This window comes from Pseudomonas sp. HMWF006 (genome assembly GCF_003061205.1).
Taxonomy (GTDB): domain Bacteria; phylum Pseudomonadota; class Gammaproteobacteria; order Pseudomonadales; family Pseudomonadaceae; genus Aquipseudomonas; species Aquipseudomonas monsensis.
Genome location: NZ_QAIU01000234.1, coordinates 2,419 through 10,968 on the forward strand (window position 1 = coordinate 2,419; position 8,550 = coordinate 10,968).

5 protein-coding genes are annotated in these 8,550 nt (G+C 59.1%); 1 reads left to right on the forward strand and 4 read right to left on the reverse strand.

Going from position 1 to position 8,550, the window contains the following annotated elements:
* Positions 1-2,331 (forward strand): DEAD/DEAH box helicase (locus DBR24_RS09390; RefSeq protein ID WP_256591364.1); only part of this gene is annotated, 2,331 nt, incomplete at its 5' end.
* A 64-nt stretch (positions 2,332-2,395) separates the two neighbouring features.
* Here the strand turns inward: DBR24_RS09390 and DBR24_RS09395 are convergent.
* The 4 genes from DBR24_RS09395 to DBR24_RS09410 form a co-directional block, all read right to left on the reverse strand.
* Positions 2,396-5,689: a DEAD/DEAH box helicase gene (locus tag DBR24_RS09395; RefSeq protein ID WP_128614586.1), complete on the reverse strand. Its 3,294-nt coding sequence runs from the start codon at positions 5,687-5,689 to the stop codon at positions 2,396-2,398.
* A gap of 15 nt (positions 5,690-5,704) precedes the next feature.
* The gene (locus DBR24_RS09400) at positions 5,705-6,442 is read right to left on the reverse strand and encodes an S-methyl-5'-thioinosine phosphorylase (RefSeq protein WP_128614587.1); all 738 of its coding nucleotides are present in this window, start codon (positions 6,440-6,442) and stop codon (positions 5,705-5,707) included.
* A gap of 12 nt (positions 6,443-6,454) precedes the next feature.
* Positions 6,455-7,453, reverse strand: a complete 999-nt coding sequence (gene nagZ, locus DBR24_RS09405) for a beta-N-acetylhexosaminidase (protein WP_177490500.1) — start codon at positions 7,451-7,453, stop codon at positions 6,455-6,457.
* A gap of 170 nt (positions 7,454-7,623) precedes the next feature.
* Entirely contained in the window at positions 7,624-8,331 is a 708-nt protein-coding gene (locus DBR24_RS09410; RefSeq protein WP_007910473.1) for a TetR/AcrR family transcriptional regulator, read from the reverse strand.
* Between the last annotated feature and the right edge of the window lie 219 nt (positions 8,332-8,550).

An 8,550-nucleotide genomic window follows, 5' to 3' on the forward strand; every position in this document is an offset into this window, starting at 1 on the left:
CGCAGCCCGAAAGCCCCGCCGCAAGTGCTGGTGGATAACGTTCAGCCGGTCCCGCGCCTGTGGCTGGCCAGTGTCGAATTCAGCGCTTTCGAACCGCGCAACGGCAAGATGCAGCGCTACATTCAGCACCGCGCGGCGCTGTCGTTCAGCTATCTCGACGAATACGTCAGCGGGCAGAAAAACAGCGACATCCTGATACGTCAGGAAAGCCAGACATTACGGATAAAACGCCACCCGGACGTCGAACAGTCCTACCGCGAACAGTTACGAATCCTCGGCTTTCGTATTGCCACCCGCCAGAGCAAAGCCCTGCCGGAAAGCGCCGGCGAGCTGTATGAGATGGTCAACGACAGTGCCTGGCTGACCTTCACCCTCAATGATCTGCCGAAGCTGCGCACGCAGGGCTGGGAATTGCAGATCGACGAAGAGTTCGGCTTCGACCTGACGGCCGTGGATGACTGGTACGCCACCGTCGAACAGGCACCGGAACGCGACTGGTTCGATCTGGAACTGGGCATCATCGTCAACGGTGAACGCCTGAGCCTGCTGCCGATCCTGCTCAACCTGATGCGCTCGCACACGGAAATCCTCAACCCGGAACGCCTGGCGCGCCGGCGCGATGACGAACTGATTCTGGTGAATATTCCGCAGCGCAACAGCGAGCACGGGCCATTGCAGGTGGCGCTGCCGCTGGGCCGACTGAAGCCGGTGCTGACGACCCTCGGCGAGTTTTATCTCCAGGAGCCGGGGGAAACCACCCTGCGCCTGAGCAAGGCCGATGCCACGCGTCTCAATTCGCTGGAAGGCATTCCGCTGCTGTGGGAAGGCGGTGAGCAGATCCGTACGTTTGCTCAGCGCCTGCGCGACATTCGCGATTTCAGCGCCGATGCGCCGCAGGGGCTGAACGCGACGTTGCGGCCGTACCAACTCGAAGGCTTGAGCTGGATGCAATCGCTGCGACAGCTGCAAGTTGGCGGGATTCTGGCGGACGACATGGGACTGGGCAAAACCCTGCAAACGCTGGCGCACATTCTCAGCGAAAAAAACGCCGGACGCCTTGACCGGCCGTGCATGGTGGTCATGCCCACCAGCCTGATTCCCAACTGGCTCGATGAAGCGGCGCACTTCACCCCGCAACTGAAAGTGGTGGCGCTGTACGGTGCCGGCCGCAAAAAGCACTTTGACCACCTCGCTGACTTCGACCTGATCCTCACCACCTATGCATTGCTGCCCAAGGATGTCGAGCGCCTGGCCAGGCAACCCCTGCATGTGTTGGTGCTGGATGAAGCGCAGTACATCAAGAACCCGAACAGCAAAGCCGCCCAAGCGGCGCGAGAGCTGAATGCGCGGCAGCGTCTGTGCCTCAGCGGTACGCCGCTGGAAAACCATCTGGGAGAGCTATGGTCGCTGTTCCACTTCCTGCTGCCCGGCTGGCTTGGCGACGTCAAAAGCTTCAACGCCGACTACCGCGTGCCGATTGAAAAGCGCGGCAGCGAAGTCAGGCTTCAGCACCTCAACGGCCGGATAAAACCGTTTCTGCTGCGCCGCACCAAAGAACAGGTGGCCACCGAGTTGCCACCGAAAACCGAGATCATCCATTGGGTCGACCTCAACGAAGCGCAGCGCGATGTGTACGAAACCATGCGCCTGGCGATGGACAAGAAGGTCCGCGATGAAATCACGCGCAAAGGCGTGGCGCGCAGTCAGATCATCATTCTGGAAGCACTGCTGAAATTGCGTCAGGTCTGCTGCGACCTGCGCCTGGTCAACGACGCCACCCTGCCCGCTCGCGGCAGCACGTCGGGCAAGCTCGACAGCCTGATGGAAATGCTCGAGGAGCTGTTTGAGGAAGGTCGGCGGATACTGCTGTTTTCGCAGTTCACCTCGATGCTGTCATTGATCGAAGAGGAACTGAAAAAACGCAAGATCGCCTATGCGCTGCTGACCGGTCAGACCCGGGACCGACGCACACCGGTGAAGGAGTTCCAGAGCGGCAATCGTCAGATCTTTCTGATCAGCCTGAAGGCCGGCGGCGTGGGATTGAACCTGACCGAAGCGGATACAGTGATTCACTACGACCCATGGTGGAACCCGGCGACCGAGAATCAGGCCACTGACCGTGCGTATCGGATCGGCCAGGAGAAACCGGTGTTCGTCTACAAGATGATTGCCCGGGGCACGGTGGAAGAGAAAATTCAGCACCTGCAGAAGGAAAAATCCGACTTGGCAGCGGGCGTGCTGGATGGACGCAAGGCCGGGGACTGGAAACTGCAGAGTGATGATATTGAAGCGCTGTTTGCGCCGTTGCCGGATAAGCTCGACAAGCGCTGAGATGCGCTTTTCAGACAAATTGCCAGCGATGGGGCCCTCAGATATCGAGCCCAGGCTTAAACCATCAACCCGTGGAAACCGGCAGCGGCGCAAACAGCGCCTCAATGTCAGTCTGCTCCAGCTTGAACCCACCTGTCGTGCCACCTTCCAGCACCGCCCCGGCCAGCGCAGCCTTTTCCTGCTGCAGTGCCTGGATTTTTTCCTCTACCGTGCCGCGGGCAATCAGCTTGTAAACGAATACCGGGTTGTTTTGCCCGATTCGATACGCGCGATCGGTGGCCTGATTCTCCACTGCCGGGTTCCACCAAGGGTCGAAGTGGATCACCGTGTCTGCCGCAGTCAGGTTCAAACCTGTGCCCCCGGCCTTCAGACTGATCAGAAACAGCGACACCTTGCCGCTCTGGAAGTCTTTCACTGGCGTGCGCCGATCTGCGGTTTCACCGGTCAGCAGCGAATAGCTGACTTCACGTTGCTGCAACTCTTGCTCGATCAAAGCCAGCATCGACGTGAACTGGGAGAACAGCAGGATCCTGCGACCCTCGCCAATCAGCTCTTCAAGCATCTCCATCAAACTGAGCAGCTTGCCACTCCCCGAACGCAGCGCCTTCGCAGTCAGCGGCATATTGATCAAGCGCAAGTCGCAACAGACCTGACGCAGCTTGAGCAAGGCATCAAGAATGATGATCTGACTGCGCGCCACACCACTGCGGGCAATTTCGTCGCGGACTTTTTTGTCCATCGCCACGCGAACCGTTTCATACACGTCGCGTTGACCGTCGCTGAGATCGACCCAATGCACAATTTCGGTTTTCGGTGGCAACTCGGTCGCCACCTGGTCCTTTTTGCGTCGCAGCAAGAACGGCTTTATTCGCGCCGTCAGATGCTGCATGCGCTCGGCGTTGCCGTGTTTTTCAATCGGTGTACGGTAATCACGATTGAACGCTTTACTGTCACCCAGCCAACCGGGCATCAAGAAGTGGAACTGCGACCACAACTCGCCCAAGTGGTTTTCCATTGGGGTGCCGCTCAAACACAAGCGCTGCCGGGCTTGCAAATCACGTGCGGCTTGAGCAGCCTTACTGACCGGATTCTTGATGTTCTGCGCCTCATCGAGAATCAGCGCGCTCCACAACTGCGGCTGCAGAACCTCAAGGTCCCTCGGCAGCAAAGCGTAAGTGGTCAACACCAGATCGTATTCGGCAAAACTGGCGAAGTCTTTTTTCCGCCCCGCGCCATGTAGCGCCAGCACCCTCAACTGCGGCGTAAAACGCAACGCCTCGTCCAGCCAGTTAGGGATCAGACTGGTGGGCATTACCGCCAGCGCAGGACGATCAAGCCGCCCCGCCTGCTTTTCCGTTAACAGGTGCGCCAGGGTTTGCAGCGTTTTACCCAGCCCCATGTCATCGCCGAGGATACCGCCAACCTCCAGCTCACGCAGGGTTTGCATCCAGCTCAAGCCTTCGAGCTGATAGGGTCGCATCTGCGCATTGAGACCGAGCGGTGCTACGACTTGCGTGTAAGTGGATTCACGCAGGCGCCGGGCAAAATTGCGCAACCGTTCGCCGCCCTGCCATTCCAGCGATACACCTTCCAGCAAACTCAGGCGTGCTGCATCGGGAGCACTCAAGCGCAACTTATCGCCATGATGATTGCCCAGATACAACTCGCTGAGTGTGGCCAGCAACGGTTTGACCCGACCAAAAGGCAGGGCGACTTTGCCACTGATGTTAGCGCTGAAGCGCCCGGCACCCAACTCGACCAACAGCAACTCATCATCACCGCGCTGAGCGAGGTTGGCTGGATCGAGAAGCATCGGCTGGGCGCGTAACAGGTGCAGAAAAATCGGCAGCAGGCTGTGGCGCTCACCGTTGACGACAATCCCTAACTGCAGATCAAACCACTGCCGCCCCGACTCTTCCTCAACCTCGGCGTACCAGTGCTCGACTTTCTCCACGTTGAAATGAAAGTTATGGCTGACGTCAATCTGCCAGCCTGCTTCACGCAGCGCGGGAATGCCATTCTGAGCAAATGTGAGCCAGGCTGAATCATCGGGCAGATCAAACCGCTCACCCGGATGATCAACGCTGCTTTTGCGCGTGGCCTTTTTGAAACCGTGTTTCTGCAATTGCTGACGCAGGGCTTTTTCGGCGGCGGGCTGACGCTGGATACGCTGGGTTTCAACGCCCGAAAGAACCACCACCTCCGGGTTGCGATCCTGTACGGGAAGACCGCCGTAGGTGAACAGCAAAGCGGCTCGGTGCTCCGGCTCGTACTGCCAGCGAGTGTAGCGCTTGCCGCTGGCGAGGGTCAGATGAGCCTTGGGCAAAACATCGTCGATGATCCGCTCCGTCAACTTGTGCGGCGGGGCGACCTGAGTAGCCACACTCATTCGATGGCTGAACTGCATGGCCTGACGTGCCGGAATCTCCGGCGCCAATGCTAGATGACAGGCGAGCTTTTCATCGAACTCGCTGCATAGCGGGCCGATTTGTTGCCGCTCTCGATCCAGGTAATAAAGAGGTTCCAGCGCGAGCACTGTTTCCACTGACGCTTCATCACTACTCCATTGCGGGCGAAAACTGCCATTGGCTTGTTCGGCCCAGGCAAACTGCGCGCTTCTACTCGCGCCCGAAGTCAGCGGCTGCAATGTTTCAAAATCCAGATACAGGCGCCGCGTGTTCAACAACATTTCGAGCAATTCGGCGCCACTGCGACCGTCCAGCGGATAGCCGCTGTAATAGGCATGATGGGAGTGCGTGGCCACCAACAGCCTGGCAATCCGCAGGTCCAGTTCGTTCAGATAACCGGGCTGGCGCATCAGCATGTCTGATAGCGAAAACAACGGCTTAACGTCGCGCAGCTCGCCACTCTTGAGCTGGTAAACCTTGAATATTTCGACCAGCCATTTGCCCGAAACCGGCGTGGCCTTGAGTTTGTAAAACAGTCGCGTACTGGCCGCTTGCGAGGCCTCTTCAAAAGACTGGGTCGTCACAGGAATAGTGGAAAGCCAGTGCTCCAGTGCTCTATTCAACTGAACCGGGGCATCACGGTCAGTCTCTTCAGCCGCGCGATCCTGCAAGTGAAAGAGCACCGCTGCGCTGTGCTTGCAGTTGATTTCCACCGGGCAGGAGCAAAAGCATCGCAGGCCGAATCGCTCCTGCTCATCTTTAACCAGATAGATGACCTGTTGATAAACGTAACTTTCAGAACCCGCGCAGGCCGCCTCAATCATCTCGTCATCGACCAAATGGATTTTTATCCGGTCCTCGATGGCGTAAACGCGGGCTTTGGCCAAAGCATTACGGTTGAAGGCCTCAGTCCATGGCAGCGAGTGAAGCTGACTGATGATTATCGTCATGGCGCTGTCAGCCTTTCACCCAGCCAATACCCGTGCCAGCACTGATTTCACCTTGCCCATGCCGCCCTGCAACGCCTGTTCGATCTCGGCCATGGTGATCACCGCGGTGGACTTGCCCGCCGCCGGATTGACCACCAGCGCCAGACATGCGTAATCCAGTTCGAGTTCACGCGCCAGCGCCGCTTCCGGCATGCCGGTCATGCCAACGATGTCGCAGCCATCACGCTCCAGACGCACGATTTCGGCCACAGTCTCCAGACGCGGGCCCTGGGTGCAGGCATACACACCTTGATCGCTGTATTCGCAACCCTCGGCGGCCACTGCGGCAATCAACTGCTGACGCAGCGGTTCGCTGTAGGGGAAGCTGAAGTCAATGTGGGTGACATGTTCGAGATCGTCGGCGAAAAACGTGTGTTCACGGCCGCTGGTGTAGTCAACGATCTGATGCGGCACGCAGAAATGCCCGGTGCGCATCGCTGGGTGAATCCCGCCTACGGCATTCACCGCGATGATCGCTTCAGCCCCGGCCTGCTTCAACGCCCACAGGTTGGCGCGGTAGTTGACCTTGTGTGGCGGGAAGCGATGCGGGTGGCCGTGACGGGCGAGGAACAGCACCTCCTTGCCGGCATACTCACCGACCTGCACCTTGGCCGAAGGCGCGCCATAAGGCGTGTCCACGGCCAGCGACTGACGAATGCTCAAGCCTTCGAGCCGGGTCAGGCCGGTGCCACCGATGATTGCGTATACCGTCATAGCGAAACGTCCTTAATCAATCAGTTGAGCGTCTTTGAGCGCGCCGATGGCGGTGAGCCAGCGCGGATCCTGGCGGTAATCGGTGCTGGCGAACGCCTGGCCACGCATGCGCGCGATGCGGGCAGAAGGCTTGACCTTCAACCGTTGCGCGGCACTCAGGGCCAGTTCGGCCGCTGCACGGTCGTTGCACACCAGGCCCATGTCGCAGCCGGCACTCAGGGCCGCTTCGATACGGCTGGCAGCATCGCCCACCACATGGGCACCGGCCATCGACAGATCGTCGCTGAAGATCACACCGTCAAACTGCAACTCGCCACGCAGGATGTCCTGCAACCAGCGCCGGGAGAAACCGGCAGGCTGCGAATCCACTTGCGGATAAATGACGTGGGCCGGCATGACAGCGGCCAGTTGTTGGCTGAGTCGGGCGAACGGTACGAGGTCATGGGCGCGGATCTCGTCGAGGCTGCGCTCGTCGTTCGGGATCGCAACGTGTGAGTCGGCTTCGGCCCAACCATGACCGGGGAAGTGCTTGCCAGTGGCGGCCATGCCGGCACTGTTCATACCGCGAATGAACGCCCCGGCGAGCAGTGCTGCGCGCTCCGGATCACCTTCGAACGAACGGGTACCCACCACCGCACTGCGCTGATAATCCAGATCCAGCACCGGGGCGAAGCTCAGGTCGAGGCCGACCGCCAGCACTTCGGTGGCCATGATCCAGCCGCATTGCTCCGCGAGGTATTCGGCATTCGGATTGTCAGCGATGGCGCGCATGGCCGGCAGACGCACAAAGCCCTGACGCAGGCGCTGCACGCGACCGCCCTCCTGGTCCACCGCCAGCAACAGATCCGGGCGAATGGCGCGAATGGCCGCACTCAGCTCACGCACCTGCCGTGGATGCTCGATGTTGCGGGCAAAAATGATCAGGCCACCCACTTCGGGCTGGCGCAACAATTGGCGATCTTCGGCCGTCAGCCAGGTACCGGCGACGTCCACCATCAACGAGCCTTGCAGGCCAGCAGTCATAGAGATTCCTTGAAAACGAAAAACCCGATCCGCATGAAATCGCTGCCGTGGGCAGTGCCCGGCAGGTCAGCGGTTTTCATCAGAATCGGGTTCAGAACGAGAGTCGGCATGGGCGGCTAGCTTAGCGGATACAAGCTGCTGCGCCCACCCGTGCGCGGTCAAACCTTGGCGGCGACCGGCGTCGATTTGCTGCGCGGACGCAGTTGTGCGGTGGCCATCGCCGCATCGGTGACACCGGTTTCGGCGCGCATGCCGGCCGCCAGGAACGGCACCATCAGGCGCATGACCTGTTCGATGGAGGTGTTGACGCCGAAATCGGTCTCGGCAATTGCACGCAGCGCCTTGATACCGGACATGCTGAACGCTGCGGCGCCGAGCATGAAGTGCACGCGCCAGAAAAGTTCGATCGGTGGAATGCGTGGTGCGGCCTCATTAACCAGCAGCATGTAACGACGGAACACCTTGCCGTACATGTCTTCAAGGTAACGCCGCAGGTGACCCTGGCTCTGGCTGAACGCAAGACCCAGCAAACGCATGAAGATCGACAGGTCGTTGCCGCTGCGTGGCTGAACCACCAGAGCCTGTTCGACAAGGATTTCCAGCAGTTCTTCGAGGGTCGGCTTGTTTTCAGGCTTGGCCTGACGCCGCTCCAGTTCTTTATCGAGGCTGATGCAGAACGGCCCGAGAAAACGCGAGAACACCGCCTGGATCAACGCTTTTTTCGAACCGAAGTGATAGTTCACCGCTGCCAGGTTGACGCCTGCCTTGCTGGTGATCAAACGCAATGAGGTTTCAGCGAAACCTTTCTCCGCGAACAACTGCTCGGCAGCATCAAGAATGCGTTCAACGGTTTCCGACTGGGCCATGGCTACTCCGCCTGACAAACACTTGTTTGAAACATACGTTTCAGCCTGTGCCTTGTCAAGCCTGCCGGTTCGTTTTGGGAATGGTCGGTCAGCTATTTAACCACACAAGCCCATCGCATTAATAAACACCCTTGCCGACCGTCTGGCGGCCGGTAAAAAAACGGGCATTGCCAAGACCGCTTCACTGTATATAATCCCAGTCACTGTATAAAAAGACAG